The following is a 14,862-nucleotide window of genomic DNA, read 5'->3' as shown; positions in this document are numbered from 1 at the left end:
GGCTATTACCGGCAAACAGATTTCATCCCGCGTGAGCAAACCCCGACAACCAGAGCCGCTGACGCTGACTGTGTAGTGATAAGTCTAACTGACAAATTCGAGCGATCGCCTTGAGCATCATAAGAAGCAAGGTTAGGCTAACTCAGATTGAGTAACAAATACAAATAGAGAAAAATTAAACTTGTCAGGAACTTTGATTCACCTATCTAGGGTGCCCTTTTGAAGGGCACTTCACACCTGTTTTTGAAGACTATCAACTTAATCTGCATTCAACCTTAAACTACTGCCGGCAGAGAGTAACGGTAGTAAGTAGAAAGCCACACAATTTTGCATCCTGGATTTACCCTGGATTGTGCGCCTGGTGGAACACCCTTCATAGCTGTGCTAAACCCGTTTCAGCATCCTATCAACTATCAACGATGAAAATTTTTTTGCATAAAATTTTATGTCGCGGAATGCCACTCAATTGCTGAAGGCTCAGCACCAAGGGTAACTCTCTAGATAGGGGCCTTTGCTATAATATCGCTTCGATGAGTTATTTATATTTTTTATGCTAAAAAGACAAATTATAGAAATGTCTGATGCAATGAATTTTCGCAAGGTCGTACCTCATCGAGGCGAAGACATACTCACTGTTGGCAAGGCAGTGATCTTGAGATCCCATGGTTTTTGTTTGTCGAAAAGTTACCTGATTTGACTTTAAGAGGGGTGAGTTAATTGAAAGACCTTTGGGCTTTCGTGTTACTGTAGCTTTGCCCTTCTAGCTAGACAGTCAATGTTTAATGCGGTGACAATGGAGACAATGAAGGTCTAGCTAGACTCATGTACAAAAACGTAATAAAATTCACCTTTGATTTGCAAAATCTAAATTTTTCGCTGAGTTCGTCGTTCTTGAGGTTATAAAGGCTAGTGGGTCTTTTCAGTCGCTTCTCCCTTTCACGGGATATGGGTATCGACCTTGGCACAGCAAACACCCTGGTTTATGTGTCTGGTAAGGGTATTGTGTTGCAGGAGCCATCTGTGGTCGCAATCGACCAGAATGATAGGGTTCCGCTGGCTGTTGGAGAAGATGCGAAGCGGATGTTAGGACGAACTCCTGGCAACGTGATCGCGCTGCGTCCATTACGGGATGGAGTGATTGCAGATTTTGATACGGCAGAGTTGATGCTGAAGCACTTTATCGCCCGTGTCAATGAAGGGAAGACCCTGGTTGCCCCTCGAATTGTGATTGGCATTCCCAGTGGCGTAACCGGGGTTGAGCGTCGGGCGGTAATGGATGCGGCCTCTCAAGCTGGGGCCAGGGATGTTTACCTAATTGATGAACCCGTAGCAGCAGCGATCGGGGCGGGCCTACCAGTTGCCGAGCCAACCGGAAACATGATTATTGACATCGGTGGTGGCACAACAGAAGTGGCTGTTCTCAGTTTGCAGGGGACCGTACTGAGTGAATCGGTGCGGGTGGCTGGTGACGAACTGAGCGAATCGATTTCCCAATATATGAAGAAGGTGCATAACCTGGTGATTGGGGAACGCACCGCAGAGGAAATCAAAATCACGATCGGTTCAGCCTATCCGACCAACGATGACATTCAGATGGATGTGCGCGGCCTGCACCTCCTCTCAGGATTACCCCGAACCGTGACGGTGAAAAGTGCCGAAATTCGCGAAAGCATGGCCGAACCCCTGGCGGTGATTGTGGATGCAGTGAAGCGGACTCTGGAGCGAACTCCTCCTGAACTGGCTGCCGATATCATTGATCGTGGCATCATGCTAGCTGGAGGTGGTGCGCTGCTCAAAGGACTGGATACACTGATCAGTCACGAAACCGGAATCGTTGTGCATGTGGCTGCTGATCCCTTAAGTTGCGTGGTGCTGGGGACTGGCCGGGTTCTGGAGAACTTTAAGCAACTGGAGCGTGTTTTCAGTGGTCGTTCGCGCAACTTCTAGTCTGGATTGCTGCGACGCTGGCCATTTTGCAATACCTAGCCGTTATGTTTATAGTTTCAACTTCTTTGATTTCCCTTTGTTGTCCAGCCACCCCTTTCTTTTTGCATGTTTACTCTGCGTCGCTGGTGGGATCGTCACCGACTACAGATCGTTCTGGCTAGTCTAGCTCTGGGTGCTGCGACTTTTCTGCGTCAAACTCATGGAGCAGCTCTATACGAAACCTACCAGTTTCTGACTCGTCCCTTTCAACCAGATATCGAACGCAAGGTTGTTCTGGAAAATGCTCAAGTCCAGGAACTACAGCAACGGCTCACTGAGTTAGAAAGTCAAAATCAACGGCTACAAGCCTTGTTGGGTCATGTTTCCGCAACCAAACAGACTGGTATTACCGCTCCAGTGATTGGTCGCAGTGCAGACCACTGGTGGCAGCATGTCTTGTTGGGCCGGGGGAGTCAGGATGGTGTCAAGGTTGGGTATATAGTGGCAGCACCGGGAGGGGTAGTTGGCCGTGTTATTTCGGTTAGCCCCAATACCAGTCGTGTGCTGCTGTTGAGTGATCCCTCCAGTCGGGTAGGGGTAACGGTTAGCCGCAGCCGCAACATGGGTTATATCCGGGGACAATCCTCGAACCGGGCCACCATGGAATTTTTTGATAAAGTTCCAGATGTACGGCAGGGAGATGTGATCACCACATCTTCACTAAGCCAATTGTTTCCTGCAGGGTTGCCCGTCGGTCGGGTAGAATCCATTAACTTGAGTAAAAGTCCGGCTCCGGAGGCAGTGATTGAATTGACAGCCCCGATCAGTTTTCTAGAATGGGCAACGATTTACCCTCACACTCCTTCATCCCAAGTGGATGTGGTGCCCGGTGAACCCGCAAAACTCCGGCTATGAGAAATGAATCCTTTCACAATATGCTACAGAGCCGGCCAGCGCTGCGGTTGGTGGCCAACTGTGCAGTTACAGCCGCATCAGTCATTTTGTGCTTGTTACTCTCTCCGACCCGACTACCAGGAATGGAACTGGCTGGGATTGGACCAAATTGGGTGCTGATTTGGATTGTGGCCTGGAGTGTCAAACGAACAATGCTGCAAGGTGCATTGGCTGGACTCTCCCTGGGGTTGATTCAAGATGGGATGACTGCCGATCACCCAACTCATACCTTAGGTCTAGTGTTGGTGGGAATTCTGACGGCGCGGTTGCGAAAAGAGCGGTATGTGCGCGAGGATTTCATTTCCATTGCGTTGATTGCTTTTGCGATGGCAGTCGTCGCCGAAACGGTTACAGCGATTCAGTACAGTATTTCTGGCGATCGCAGTTTGGTGGAAATTTGGAATTATCACCAACTCATTGCTCTGGGATCAGCCGTTTTAAGTAGCCTCTGGGCACCCGTCATCTACTTTCCCCTGAACCACTGGTGGCAATATATCCAGATGCTGGATCAACAAACTCAGGAAAAATATAAATTATAAATTATGAATTCATAATTTCTTCCAGGTCTGTGGGAGTGTTGCAATTGAACAGCATTTGTTGCTCACGCAGGCGAGTGGACTTAGTAGGGCTGAAGACAATTTCTTGGACGACTTCTTGGGCCAGCCAGTGCTGAAAGGAGCGCCCACCCTGTTGAATGAAAGCGTTCAACCGGGGCAAACAATTGGCACGATAAAACCCACAAAGGGGTTCCCAGCCTTGTTCATGGCGGGGGAGCAGGGCGGCGATCGCTGGCTCCAGGGCATCCAGTTGTTGCATCCAGTGCTGGAGCAGATCGGCCTGTAAGTAGGGCAGATCACAGGCCAGCAGCAGCACCCACTTGGTTGGGATCACACCTAGTCCCTGAGCAAAGCCGACTAATGGCCCGTGGGGTTGAAGTTCATTAGACAGCGGCTGTTCTAAAACCAGTTGACACTGGGGAGGCAGCAGAGGCTGGTAGATTTCCGGACGAGGCGTAACGACATAGACCTGAGAGGTGCAAGCTAGAGCTACTTCACAGGTACGACGCAAGAGGGCCATACCCTGTACCAGAATCAGGGCTTTATCCTGGCCCAGGCGAGAACTTTGCCCCCCAGCTAAGACGATCGCAGCTAGAGAATCAGCCATTGTGCGGCTCTAGCAGTTGCTGGCTGGGAATTTCTCGTTTCAGAAACACACTGTTGCGAATGGAATCTTCCAGTAACTGGGGAGGATCGTCATCGGGTTTCCGTTGCAACACTCGTCTGGCCCGCCATAGACTGAAGCCAGCTAGCCAACTGATATCCACCAGTGCGGCATATAGCCAGCCATGATTTTTCAGGAAGTAGCGCCGCCGGGAATCGAACCAGTATTGGGGTAGTCGCCGGGGTTTCTGATTAGTGGCTGTTACGCCTGTACTTTGCCCCAGAATGTGCATAATCCGGCTTTGGGGCACATACCAGCAACTCCATCCGGCCCGCTTCGCCTGCAGGCAAAAGTCGGTTTCTTCGTAGTACAGGAAATAGCCTTCATCCATTAAGCCAACCGATTCAAAGACCTCCCGACGCACCATCATACTGGCTCCGGGAATCCAATCAATTGGTTGTTCGCGATCGGGAGCCATCGTCTGCGGCACTTTCCAACGGGAAAGCAGTTTGGTAATCAGGCCCAGCCGGATACCACTTTCAAATTCGCTGATGAAACTGGGAAACCGAAAGGCATAGGGCCATGGCTTACCATCTGCCTCCTCAAAACTGCTCCCAGCAATTCCCACGTTGGGATGCTGATCCATAAAGTTGAGCAATTCTTTAATTGCTCCGGGACGAATTTGCGTATCCGGATTCAGGAGTAGAAAGTAATCGGGTGGATGAGTTGCCTGAAGTGCCGGACGAACGGCATAGTTATTGCCGTAAGCAAAACCGCCATTGACTGTAGAGGGCATTAGAGTCACCCAATCTTCCCACCCTTCAGCCGTGATCGCGGCTCCAATCTTCTCAACAGAACCGTCACCAGAATGGTTGTCTACGATCGCGACCTGGATTCCTGGTATGGCCCTAACCTCAGGTTCCAGAGAACGTAGACATTCAATCACCAGATGGGAAGTTCGGTAATTTACCGTCACAATCAGCAAACGGGTGTTACTTTTTAGCAAAATTTCAGCAGGCATAAACAGAATAATTGCTCAAATATAAAAGTATCGGTTCTGGAATGGGGGATTACATTGCTTCAACGGTCTGGCTAGCACCATTTAAGCCAGGTTCTGATAGAGCAGCGGTTGTAGTTTTAATGACTTTGGCTGGAATGCCCACGGCTGTTGCCCCTGCCGGCACATCCTGGAGTACCACAGCATTCGCCCCAATACTGGCTCCATCCCCGATCGTCACCGCCCCAAAAATCTTCGCTCCTGCCCCCACATTGACTCGCCGACCCAGTTTAGGAGCTTCCAGGGGTTTCTCCAGGTAACGATTGCCCAGCGTTACGCCCTGCCGGATGATACAGTCATCTCCAATCTCGCAGTGCCCATGAATGACGATCGCGCTCTGGTGTTCAATCACCACTCGTCGCCCCACCTTAGCGGTGTAAGGCAACTCAATGCCGTAGGTGTTGCGTACTTTGCGGAATAACATGCGATACAGTACGCTCAACGGTGCCCGTAGGAGTTTAGATTGAATTCCCATGCGCCAGACCCCAAATCGGTATACTGCCACTGCTCTAAAGCCAGGTTTTGTCCAATCCTGTCCATGAGCGATCCAGTCTTCTAGAATTTGTTGCCACAGAGTGAGTGTTTCCGTCTCGGTATTTGAGTGATTCATTACAGGCTGCAATCCTTGAGACATAACCCACTACTATTTTTGACAATAAAGCTTAAAATTGCACGATTTGAAACATTAGAATTTCTGACCTTATCGTTGGCAAGGCGTAGAAGATATAGACACAAAAATTTTGGCATCCGATGCGAATTGGAGTTTTGAATTGGGCTTACCAAGATACTTCTAGAAATGGATAGTTGGCATTAAAACCGTTCTACACCTGCAAATTTCTGGTTGCTTGTAACTCGAGCCGCTTCACCGCAGGTACGAGGAGTCGGGAAAATCTTTGTAGGATTGGCAATGTTTTGCGGATCAAAAGCCTGTCGTACCCATTGCATGGTTTCCAGATCAGTCGGGGTAAACATTTCCGGCATGTAGCAGCGTTTATCGGCTCCAATGCCATGTTCCCCAGAAATACTGCCCCCTACCCGAACACATAACTTGAGAATTTCTCCCCCCAGTTTTTCCACGGTTTCCAGGGCACCGGGAACCGAGTTGTCATACAGAATCAGGGGATGCAAATTGCCATCTCCAGCATGAAACACATTGGCGACGTTGTAACCGTAATGCTGTCCTAATCGTTCAATTTCCTGCAACACATATTCCAACTTGGTACGGGGAATCACACCGTCCTGCACATAGTAATCCGGAGCCATTTTGCCCATCGCTGCAAACGCGGCTTTCCGTCCCTTCCACAGCGTTAGCCGTTCATCAGGATCCGTTGCTACTCGAACATTGCGTGCTCCATTTTGGTAACAGATAGATTCTACGCGTTTGGTATTCGTTTCTACTTCAATTCCTAAGCCATCCACTTCTACCAATAAAATCGCAGCAGCATCACGGGGATAACAGTTGGTAGCAACAACATTTTCAACGGCGTTGATACTCATGTTATCCATCATTTCCATGCCACCAGGAATGATGCCCGCACTGATAATGTCGGATACGGTTGCTCCTGCGGCTTCCACACTGGTAAAGTCTGCCAGCAACACGCGAATCGATTCGGGAACTTTCACCAGACGCAGGGTAACTTCTGTGGCAATCCCCAGGGTGCCTTCTGAGCCGACAAATACCCCCGTCAAATCGTATCCTGGCATTTCTGGAACCGAACCACCCACATCTACGATACTGCCATCCGGCAATACCAGCTTCAGGCCCAACACATGGTTTGTGGTCACGCCGTACTTGAGACAGTGAACGCCTCCAGAATTTTCTGCCACATTGCCCCCGATCGAGCAAATGATTTGGCTGGACGGATCCGGCGCATAAAAGAAACCTGCACCACTGACGGTTTGAGTCACCCAACTGTTGATTACACCGGGTTGTACTACAATCCGCTGATTGTCCAGATCCACGTCCAGAATTTGCTTCATCAGTGCTGTGACAATTAATACGCAATTTTCAATCGGTAAAGCCCCCCCCGATAAGCCCGTGCCCGATCCTCTGGCGATGAAGGGAATCTGATTGGCAGCACAGACTTTGACGATCGCCGCTACATCTTCAGTGGTGCGGGGAAGTACGACGATCGCAGGCCGCTGACGGTAGCTGGTTAACCCGTCACATTCGTATACCAGGAGTTCTTCTTTGCGGCGCACCACTCCGTTTTTGCCGATGATCGCCTCAAGCTGATGAGCAATCAGCGACCAATCGGTTTGAGTGTTGGGGGGAACTGTCAGCATGAAATAATGGGAGAAAATCCTACATTCTGATCCTATAGTAGTCTCAATAATCTTGTAGCAGTCTCAATAATCTTGAGCGAATCGAAGGGAGTGAACTTGCATTCAAGGTAATAGAGCTATAGCTCAAGCGTGGCGTAGAGATGCAAGAGGTGATGAATTATGATTGTTCTCTCACACGAGAGCAGCCAAAAAGCTATAACCCTAACATCTCTCCGGATGGATTTTCTGATCAGTTAGCAGCGGAAAGAGTGAATCCACTAAAAACTTAATGTTCTATACAGACAGACTAAATTTTTCAATGTTAATCTTAGATTGTCTACTTCAAAATTCCTTTAAGAACCTAAAAATAATAAAGCACAGAGGCATGAAGGCATAAGGTATCAAAGTGAACATTGCCGATAAATGCTGAGGATCGAATTTCAGGTTACGCCCCCAATCCTGTAAAGCAAGGAGATTTTGGTCATACAAGTGCTCTTCGATACCACCTCAAACCACCAACCTCAAGCGCTCTTACTAGAAAAGAGGCTTGTAGATGCTGATCTGAATACTAAATACCAATTCACCTAACGTTGTGATTTCAAAGTAATTAATTGGCAATCAAGCTCAGCAAGTAATTGATTAACGCCGACATATCAATATTTTCACCTGACCAAACCTAGGCGTGATTCCAGTGTAGTTGGTCCCGACTTCGCCTAAAGACTCAATACAAGGTTGCAACTATGAATTCAGGTGTGCAGACCGATTCGCTTTCCCGCCTTCTAGGGGAAAATCTAGCCACTGTCCCAGAACTTTTAAAGCAGCTTCCTCTGTCTCAGATGGAACCAGAGTTACTGGTACATTTCTCCCAGGAACTTGAGCTACTCCAGCTTGACTTGGGGCAGGTAATCTTTTCTAATCATATCAATAGTCACAGCATTGATTTTGCTCCTGGTGAACACAACAGGGCTGATGCAACGGATTTGTTGATCGTTTGTCAGGGACGGGTGCGCTTACTGGCATTTGATGCCCATCGACAACGACTGGTTTCAGTCAAGAGTTTAGAGGTGGGTGAAATTTTTGGCGCAGACCAGGTGTTTTCTAGCACACCACTGCCCTATCATGCGATCGCTGCCTCCCCAACTCAAATTGCCCGCCTCAGTCACGACAAAGTGCAGCCCTGGTTGCAACAATTACCCGATCTACGGGATTTTTTAGAGCAGCAGACCCGATGACGGGAGCATCTCATCTTTTTCAAAACGTCCACCCTGTTGCGATCGCTAGCCAGCTATCAACTCCAACACTTATTACCTCTGCTAGCAGAAGATCGAATTGCCGCAGGAGAACGATTAGCTGATTCTCACCTTTCCCAGGGAAACCATTGCTGGTTGCAGTACGGGCATATTGCTAGTCCAGAGAATACAACACAGGTTTCTCAGATCGGAGATTCCTGGGGGTATCCTGATCCGGTGCCCTCTGACTGGCTGGCTGAAACAGAACTAATGCTTTACAAGCTACCCGAAGAACACTAGCAAGCCGCCTGTGCGATCGCTCCCATCCTGAGTCAGAAGGCTGCCATTAGCAGTCTATCAGATGCAACTTCCCATGCAATAGGAGTAGGAAACTGGGGCAATCCAGGCAGTTCTCCATCGCCTCTCACAGTCCCACGCTTCCCCCCATGTTCTGTTTCTGCCGCTACAAAGGTCATTCCTGCCGCTCACCTCGTTGGTTCGGTAGCAGCAGCAGAACAATCTCCAGAACTGATTCCTGCACAACTAGAGGTTGTGTTTCCGGCTCCGACGCGGCAGCGATCGCGCAGGCGTTTCTGGCCGTCTTACCCCTTTATCGAACAGCAGAGCACTTCCGACTGTAGTGCAGCCTGTCTCGCCATGATTAGTCAGTATTGGGGTAAACGCTTGAGCATTAATACACTCCGTAATCTGGCTAACGTAGGGAGATCGGGGACTTCCCTCAAGAATCTGGCTGGTGCGGCTGAACGTGTCGGATTTCAAACCCGTCCTGTGCGAGCCAGTTTAGGACGGTTAGCAGAACTGGGAAATCCCTGGATTGCTCACTGGCAGGGCGATCATTATGTGGTGGTATATTGCACTCGTCGTCATCGAATTTTGATTGCGGATCCAGCAGTTGGCAAACAATTACTGACGTTAGAAGAGTTTCAGGCGAATTGGACAGGATATGCCCTGTTACTGGAGCCGAGTGAACGGTTTCAATCGGTAGAAAGCGAGGAACTTTCTCTGGGACGGTTTTGGTCTGCAGTGCTGCCTTATCGTTCCGTGCTTCTACAAATTGTTTTGGCCTCCTTGCTGCTGCAGGTTTTTGGCCTAGTCACCCCCTTGTTTACCCAGATTATTCTGGATCGGGTGATTGTCCAAAAGAGCATAGCCGCTCTAAATGTGTTTGTGATTGGTTTAGTACTGTTCAGCATTTGGCAAATTGGTTTAACGGCTGTACGCCAGTATTTGCTGGACTATTTCTCCAATCGGCTGGATCTCAGTTTTATTAGCGCTTTCATTAACCACACCTTAAAGCTACCCTTGCAGTTCTTTGAATCCCGCCATGTGGGCGACATCATTACGCGGGTGCAGGAGAACCAAAAAATTCAAGTGTTTCTGACTCGTCAGGCGGTTACAGCCTGGTTGAATGCTCTCACAGCAGTGGTCTACGTGGGGCTGATGGCTTACTACAACTGGCAGCTCACGCTGCTGGTGCTGGCTCTGTTACCTCCGATTATTATCCTGACGGTTGCTGCCAGTCCTTTCCTGCGGCGTATCTCCCGTGCCATTTTCAAAGAAGCGGCGGCGCAAAACTCCTCGCTGGTTGAAATGATTAGCGGAGTCGCAACCGTTAAGGCTACTGCTGCCGAGTATGAAATGCGCTGGTTGTGGGAAGATCGCTTTACTCGCCTGCTCAACGAACGATTCCGGGGCCAGAAGTTTGCTTTGGGGCTGCAAACGACCAGCAGCCTGATTAATACCGTGGGCAGTACGTTGCTCCTGTGGTTTGGAGCCAAGTTGGTGATTCAAGATCAACTGACGATCGGCCAATTTGTTGCCTTCAACATGCTGATTGGCAATGTGACTGGACCAGTTCTGGCTTTGGTGGGATTGTGGGATGAATGCCAGGAGGTGTTGGTTTCAGTCGAGCGGTTGAATGATGTGTTCTCAACTCCGCCGGAAGAGTCTCCTCGGAATCCCATGTTGGTACTGCCCCCATTGAAGGGAGAGGTGCGGTTTGAGAATGTCACCTTCCGCTATGAGGGAACTGAGAAGAACGTTTTGCAGAATATTTCCCTGGAGGTACAGCCTGGTCAGACGATCGCCATTGTCGGGCACAGTGGGTCTGGAAAAAGTACCTTCGTTAAGCTCCTGCAGGGACTGTATCATCCCACCAGTGGTCGTATCTGGATCGATGGCCATGATATTCGCCATGTCTCTCCACCCTCCTTGCGATCGCAATTGGAGGTGGTGCCGCAAGAGTGTTTCTTGTTCTCCGGCACGATTCTGGAAAACATTACACTGTTCCGTCCAGAGTTTACGTTGGAGGATGTGATTCAGGTTGCTAAGCTGGCAGAAGCACATGGCTTCATTCAAGATTTGCCGTTGGGATACAACACCAAGGTGGGTGAACGCGGTGCCAATTTATCTGGTGGACAGCGACAGCGGATTGCAATTGCCCGTGCATTATTGGGAAATCCTGTTATTCTGTTACTGGATGAAGCCACCAGTTCTCTCGATACAAAATCGGAACGACGCTTTCAGCAGAACTTAGCCCGTATCAGCCGCGATCGCACGACGTTCATCATTGCTCACCGTTTGTCTACGGTACAGCACGCGGATCGCATTCTAGTGCTCGATCGGGGCGTGTTAGTAGAACAGGGCACCCATGCAGAACTGATTGTAGCGCGAGGGCTTTACTATCACTTGGCTCAACAGCAATTAAATCTCTAAGTTGAGGGATTCAATTGATAAATCTGCCAGATTGGCAGATTTAAACTTAGCTTACTACTACTATGGATGATAAAGGGATGATAAAGCAGGTTTTCAATGGATATAGCAAAATTCACCCTGCAAAGGCTCCACTTCAGAGCTTTCTATGTTACGATTCCACGCTCTATCTTGGAACTTATACTTTTAATGATTGATCCATCTAACTAGAAGTTCCCAAAAATAACTTTAAAGTCTCACCTGATTGTTAAACGTTACCTGGTTCAGATGATTTCGTCCTCACACAAACTCCTCGGGCTAATGTATGGTTGTTACCCCCAAATCGCCAATTCAGGAGAAAGAGACAAAATCTCATTCTTCGACAGCATCTCCTCAATGGTCATTCCCCCTGCAGACCGTTCTGGATCAACCTCCTTCCAACCTGCCCATCCGATTCATTCTGGGAGGAACTGTGTTTGGCTTACTGTTCGCAACGTGGGCCTGGATTGGACATACGGATGAGATGGCTCAAGCTAGAGGGAAGTTAATTCCCAAAGGGGAAGTGTTTCAAGTTCATTCTGTCGATGCTGGCAAGGTGGTTCGCATTGCTGTGCAAGAGGGCCAAACCGTAGAAGTTGGACAGGTTTTAGTCGAGTTGGATACTGAGCTAGCCAGAAAAGATGTTGAATGGTTAGAGCACCTGTTGCAATCCTCGCAACTGGAATTGTTACAGACTCAAGGTCTGTTGGATAAAACCAAATTACAGGCAGAAACCCGTGCCGCGATTGCGAAAACAGCCATCAGTATGCAGGAAGCCGCGATTGCTCAGTCCAGGAATAATGTGGCCAATAATCAGGACTTGTTATCGCAATTTCAAACCGATGCCCGTGCTCAGGAGGAACGGTTGAAACGGTTAAAACCCCTGACTCAACAAGGTGCCATTTCTCAGGAAAACTTATTTGCGGCAGAACAGCAATTGCGCGATCGCCAGCGCAACATCACAGAACGACAAAATGCTTTGCAACAAGCTCAAGCTGAGGCTAACCGATTACAAATTGAGTTAGCTCAAAAGCAGGAGGAGGCCCGCCAAAGCCAATTAGAAGCACAACAGCAAGTTCAGTAACTCACTGTAAAATTGACTGAGTTGCAAGCAAAGGTCAAAGAAACCCAAATCTTACTGGAAGAAACCAAAACTAAACTCAAGCAGCGCTTCCTGCGAGCACCTGCGAACGGCGTAATCCTCTGGCTCAATGTGCGTCGCAGTGGTGTCTATACTCAACCGGGACAAACAATTGCTGAAATTGCTCCTCAAGGCCAACCCCTAGTCATCTCTACCAGCTTACCCAGTTCCGAAATGGGGTTTGTTAAAGTGGGGCTGCCTGTGAATGTCAAGCTGGATGCCTACCCCTATCAGGATTACGGAATTGTTCCGGGGCGTGTCAGTGCCATTTCTTCTGACAGCAAATCTGACCAGCAATTGGGGCAAGTCTATCAGGTTGAAGTTACTCTAAACCGTGACTATGTTCGTGCCAAAGGTCAAACCCTCAAATTTAAGCCTGGACAAACGGCTGTAGCTGAAATCGTCACCCGTCGTCGCCGCATTGCAGATGTGCTGCTAGATCCCCTGAAGAAGTTGCAGGGCGGTACAAATTTATAGACTGAACAATAGCTTGGACACAGTATCTACTGTACTGGGAGAAGAATTTATGAGCTATCAAACGTCCTACTCCGAAACCACTCGTGCAAAGGTTGATAAAGTCATGGAAGCGGATCAATTTGCTCAAGTTGTTGAAGCCATCCTGGCTGGCAAGTATTCCTGGGCCTGTGTTTTAATCTTACGGTTTGCTGGGTATAATCCGCTGCACTACATTCCCTATCGAACATACAATCGCTTAATTAAAGACAATATGCAATCGAAATTAAAACCTCAAGATAACAAACCATCTAGTAATATTCAAAAGACTGAGAAAAGTATTACCTCAGACGTTGATAAAAAATCTTTTTCAGAAATTCCTCAAAAATCATTGAATCAAATTCAAGATTTGGCTTATCTTGAAGCGGTTCACGAACACCATCAAGTACTTGGCGGACATCAGCTGATCTGGGTCAATAACTGGTTGATTGGCTGAAATAATGCCATTGTGGCAATACAATCTACTCGGTTCAGCCTTATGGTATGAATACTGTTTTCGCAGAAAAGAGTAACGGCCATGAAACACCCATTTGACTCAAGTGCAGTCGAATTGGAAACCCTTGATTTAGAGTTTGCAGACGATCTGGCACTGGATGAGCTTGAAACTACTACAGGTAGTCTACGCTTGACCACACTAGCTCTTGGAGAGGAAGGTGGCAGCGGTGATTACATTCCTCGTCCTCCCAAGTGGCCCCCAGTCTATCCTCCCCATCCCCCCATCAAGCCTCCTATCCAACCACCTGAAGTCACAACCCTGGCTTTAGGAGAAGAAGGCAGTTATCCCAATCCGTTGCTCTAAAATTTGATAACTCAGCATCCAATGGCAGTAAAAGGTTTTGATTACTGTCATTTTTAATGCATTAACAATTTCACCAGTCGTTGAGTGATGGGATACCCCGTTTGTTGCTCAAAATTTAAAAACATTGGGCTGGGATTTACTTCCAGAAAGATGTAATCCCCTGCAGGGGTTAATCTCCAGTCGGCCGCCGTCCATTCCAGCATCAGAGCGCAGGCGATCGCATGGCGTGGGCAGCATGGACATCTGTAGAATTTCCCAGTACTAAAATCTTCATGGGATGATGACCTGATAGTTTTCTAAATCTATCATTCGTCAATCTATAAAAGACTGCCAAAGTGGCACCATTACTTCTGATGAATTGATTAAGCTAGCCATACATCTTGAGAGTATTCCTATGCTAATCAAGGATCTGTCTTACCTGGAAATCATCAATCAGAACCTGATCTTTTCTGGTGTCAATGGTTCTGATGGTTTACTGCTATCTATTCAGGATACGGCACTTGCCTTATACCTGGGTTCTCAGCTCTTGTTTCAGACAACGCTGCCAACTGCACCGACCGGAATTTCTGTTTCCGCGATCGGGGTGTCAGGCGTTGCTATTTCCAGTAGCACCCAAAACATTAATGGAGCTATCTAGTCCTTAGTGAGCGTGGACTTTAGAGGAGTATCAGTTAGCGATGGCTGGTTCATTCTCACTGAAACTTCTACTCTAGTTCCTGGAACTTAACATCTATCAATCAAACTGTGTAGTGTAATTAAGTTTTCATTCCTATGATGATCAACAACTTGAATCACCTGGAAAGTATTCTGGATGTCCATGCTATTTCAGGTGGAGTTTTTGTAGGTGTTACAGCTGATGCCATAGCTATAGGCGATTCATCCACCACCTTGACTAGAACAACTGCCATAGTTAAACCATTAGGAAATGGTGGCTCTATCGGAAAGGGACGTGGAATTGCTATTGCAAGTGGGGATAATTCACTTGCAGGGGTTGATGTATACGGCTTTGGAGATGGGTGCGTGTCACCTTCTTGGTAGGAAAATTAGGCTAGAGGAGAAGAATATC

Annotated in this window: 16 protein-coding genes; 12 read left to right on the top strand and 4 right to left on the bottom strand. The window is 48.2% G+C overall.

The features are described from left to right. Positions 1-945 precede the first annotated feature (945 nt). The 3 genes from ACUVQO_RS06215 to mreD all read left to right on the top strand — a co-directional run bounded on the left by ACUVQO_RS06215 (position 946) and on the right by mreD (position 3,419). Entirely contained in the window at positions 946-1,947 is a 1,002-nt protein-coding gene (locus ACUVQO_RS06215) for a rod shape-determining protein (protein ID WP_445925024.1), read from the top strand. Between the two features lie 105 nt (positions 1,948-2,052). Further along, positions 2,053-2,841, top strand: coding sequence for a rod shape-determining protein MreC (gene mreC / locus ACUVQO_RS06210; protein WP_445925023.1), 789 nt, complete (start codon positions 2,053-2,055; stop codon positions 2,839-2,841). After that, complete coding sequence (gene mreD, locus ACUVQO_RS06205; RefSeq protein WP_445925022.1) at positions 2,838-3,419, top strand: rod shape-determining protein MreD; 582 nt, start codon at positions 2,838-2,840, stop codon at positions 3,417-3,419. The genes mreC and mreD overlap by 4 nt, the downstream gene beginning before the upstream one ends. 1 nt (position 3,420) lies before the next feature. Here mreD and ACUVQO_RS06200 read toward each other — a convergent pair whose 3' ends face one another. The 4 genes from ACUVQO_RS06200 to glcD all read right to left on the bottom strand — a co-directional run bounded on the left by ACUVQO_RS06200 (position 3,421) and on the right by glcD (position 7,384). Beyond that, positions 3,421-4,044 carry a molybdenum cofactor guanylyltransferase gene (locus tag ACUVQO_RS06200; protein ID WP_445925021.1) on the bottom strand — a complete coding sequence of 208 codons (624 nt, stop codon included), beginning with the start codon at positions 4,042-4,044 and terminating at the stop codon, positions 3,421-3,423. After that, positions 4,037-5,062: a glycosyltransferase family 2 protein gene (locus ACUVQO_RS06195; protein WP_445925020.1), complete on the bottom strand. Its 1,026-nt coding sequence runs from the start codon at positions 5,060-5,062 to the stop codon at positions 4,037-4,039. The genes ACUVQO_RS06200 and ACUVQO_RS06195 overlap by 8 nt, the downstream gene beginning before the upstream one ends. Positions 5,063-5,111: 49 nt before the next feature. Beyond that, a complete protein-coding gene (locus ACUVQO_RS06190) occupies positions 5,112-5,708 on the bottom strand; it encodes a serine O-acetyltransferase (protein ID WP_445925019.1) in 597 nt (198 codons plus the stop codon). Positions 5,709-5,908: 200 nt separating this feature from the next. Further along, positions 5,909-7,384, bottom strand: coding sequence for a glycolate oxidase subunit GlcD (gene glcD / locus ACUVQO_RS06185; protein WP_445925018.1), 1,476 nt, complete (start codon positions 7,382-7,384; stop codon positions 5,909-5,911). Between the two features lie 719 nt (positions 7,385-8,103). On the opposite strand from glcD, the gene ACUVQO_RS06180 reads away from it, so the two are divergent. The 9 genes from ACUVQO_RS06180 (at position 8,104) to ACUVQO_RS06140 (ending at position 14,834) form a co-directional block, all read left to right on the top strand. Further along, positions 8,104-8,595, top strand: a complete 492-nt coding sequence (locus tag ACUVQO_RS06180; protein WP_445925017.1) for a cyclic nucleotide-binding domain-containing protein — start codon at positions 8,104-8,106, stop codon at positions 8,593-8,595. A gap of 36 nt (positions 8,596-8,631) precedes the next feature. Then, positions 8,632-8,892, top strand: a complete 261-nt coding sequence (locus ACUVQO_RS06175) for a hypothetical protein (protein ID WP_445925016.1) — start codon at positions 8,632-8,634, stop codon at positions 8,890-8,892. 252 nt (positions 8,893-9,144) lie between these two features. Further along, positions 9,145-11,328, top strand: coding sequence for a peptidase domain-containing ABC transporter (locus ACUVQO_RS06170; protein WP_445925015.1), 2,184 nt, complete (start codon positions 9,145-9,147; stop codon positions 11,326-11,328). A 301-nt stretch (positions 11,329-11,629) separates the two neighbouring features. Continuing rightward, positions 11,630-12,427 (top strand): hypothetical protein, encoded by a 798-nt coding sequence (locus ACUVQO_RS06165; RefSeq protein ID WP_445925014.1) that lies wholly within the window; start codon positions 11,630-11,632, stop codon positions 12,425-12,427. A 12-nt stretch (positions 12,428-12,439) separates the two neighbouring features. Then, complete coding sequence (locus ACUVQO_RS06160) at positions 12,440-12,961, top strand: HlyD family efflux transporter periplasmic adaptor subunit (protein WP_445925013.1); 522 nt, start codon at positions 12,440-12,442, stop codon at positions 12,959-12,961. 49 nt (positions 12,962-13,010) lie between these two features. Then, the gene (locus ACUVQO_RS06155) at positions 13,011-13,433 is read left to right on the top strand and encodes a HetP family heterocyst commitment protein (RefSeq protein WP_445925012.1); all 423 of its coding nucleotides are present in this window, start codon (positions 13,011-13,013) and stop codon (positions 13,431-13,433) included. Between the two features lie 81 nt (positions 13,434-13,514). Then, on the top strand, positions 13,515-13,796 hold the full coding sequence (locus ACUVQO_RS06150; RefSeq protein ID WP_445925011.1) for a hypothetical protein: 282 nt from the start codon (positions 13,515-13,517) through the stop codon (positions 13,794-13,796). A gap of 394 nt (positions 13,797-14,190) precedes the next feature. Further along, positions 14,191-14,433 carry a hypothetical protein gene (locus ACUVQO_RS06145; protein ID WP_445925010.1) on the top strand — a complete coding sequence of 81 codons (243 nt, stop codon included), beginning with the start codon at positions 14,191-14,193 and terminating at the stop codon, positions 14,431-14,433. A 134-nt stretch (positions 14,434-14,567) separates the two neighbouring features. After that, positions 14,568-14,834 (top strand): hypothetical protein, encoded by a 267-nt coding sequence (locus ACUVQO_RS06140; RefSeq protein WP_445925009.1) that lies wholly within the window; start codon positions 14,568-14,570, stop codon positions 14,832-14,834. Positions 14,835-14,862: the final 28 nt, after the last annotated feature.

The organism is Leptodesmis sp., assembly GCF_052746595.1.
This window is presented reverse-complemented; position numbering and strand designations above follow the sequence as displayed.

Coding starts and splice junctions, on each gene's coding strand:
- ACUVQO_RS06215 (WP_445925024.1), top strand. CDS start 946: ATGGGTATCGACCTTGGCACAGCAAACACCCTGGTTTATGTGTCTGGT.
- mreC (WP_445925023.1), top strand. CDS start 2,053: ATGTTTACTCTGCGTCGCTGGTGGGATCGTCACCGACTACAGATCGTT.
- mreD (WP_445925022.1), top strand. CDS start 2,838: ATGAGAAATGAATCCTTTCACAATATGCTACAGAGCCGGCCAGCGCTG.
- ACUVQO_RS06200 (WP_445925021.1), bottom strand. CDS start 4,044: ATGGCTGATTCTCTAGCTGCGATCGTCTTAGCTGGGGGGCAAAGTTCT.
- ACUVQO_RS06195 (WP_445925020.1), bottom strand. CDS start 5,062: ATGCCTGCTGAAATTTTGCTAAAAAGTAACACCCGTTTGCTGATTGTG.
- ACUVQO_RS06190 (WP_445925019.1), bottom strand. CDS start 5,708: ATGAATCACTCAAATACCGAGACGGAAACACTCACTCTGTGGCAACAA.
- glcD (WP_445925018.1), bottom strand. CDS start 7,384: ATGCTGACAGTTCCCCCCAACACTCAAACCGATTGGTCGCTGATTGCT.
- ACUVQO_RS06180 (WP_445925017.1), top strand. CDS start 8,104: ATGAATTCAGGTGTGCAGACCGATTCGCTTTCCCGCCTTCTAGGGGAA.
- ACUVQO_RS06165 (WP_445925014.1), top strand. CDS start 11,630: ATGGTTGTTACCCCCAAATCGCCAATTCAGGAGAAAGAGACAAAATCT.
- ACUVQO_RS06155 (WP_445925012.1), top strand. CDS start 13,011: ATGAGCTATCAAACGTCCTACTCCGAAACCACTCGTGCAAAGGTTGAT.
- ACUVQO_RS06150 (WP_445925011.1), top strand. CDS start 13,515: ATGAAACACCCATTTGACTCAAGTGCAGTCGAATTGGAAACCCTTGAT.
- ACUVQO_RS06145 (WP_445925010.1), top strand. CDS start 14,191: ATGCTAATCAAGGATCTGTCTTACCTGGAAATCATCAATCAGAACCTG.
- ACUVQO_RS06140 (WP_445925009.1), top strand. CDS start 14,568: ATGATGATCAACAACTTGAATCACCTGGAAAGTATTCTGGATGTCCAT.